Source organism: Kribbella sp. DT2 (assembly GCF_049844575.1).
GTDB lineage: Bacteria > Actinomycetota > Actinomycetes > Propionibacteriales > Kribbellaceae > Kribbella.
In genome coordinates this window covers 1-257 of the sequence record NZ_JBNCLH010000038.1, presented here as the reverse complement: position 1 = coordinate 257, position 257 = coordinate 1, and the positions used below count along the sequence as shown (strand labels likewise).

At 54.5% G+C, this 257-nt stretch carries 1 protein-coding gene; it reads right to left on the bottom strand.

Annotated elements, in window-relative coordinates:
• Positions 1-257: hypothetical protein (locus tag ACLQ2O_RS41960; RefSeq protein ID WP_425843489.1), on the bottom strand; the 257-nt coding region annotated here is incomplete at both ends.

The following is a 257-nucleotide window of genomic DNA, read 5'->3' as shown; positions in this document are numbered from 1 at the left end:
GGAACCTCGATGCCGATCGCGTTCTCCGGTTTGGATGCCGAGGACGGATCGGTGTCAGCGTCCGTGCCGGGATCGATCTTCGGGCCGAAGGGCGGGGATGGTTCGGGCGGTTGCATCAAGGTAACGATCTGTTGTTGATCAGAAAATCTTAAGGGGTTCGACATCATCAGAAAGGACAGACAATTGTCACGCGCTGTAACGATGGCGTGATCAAGATCCACAAAATCACTTAGCGCCGCCAATGCCTGGCAATATAC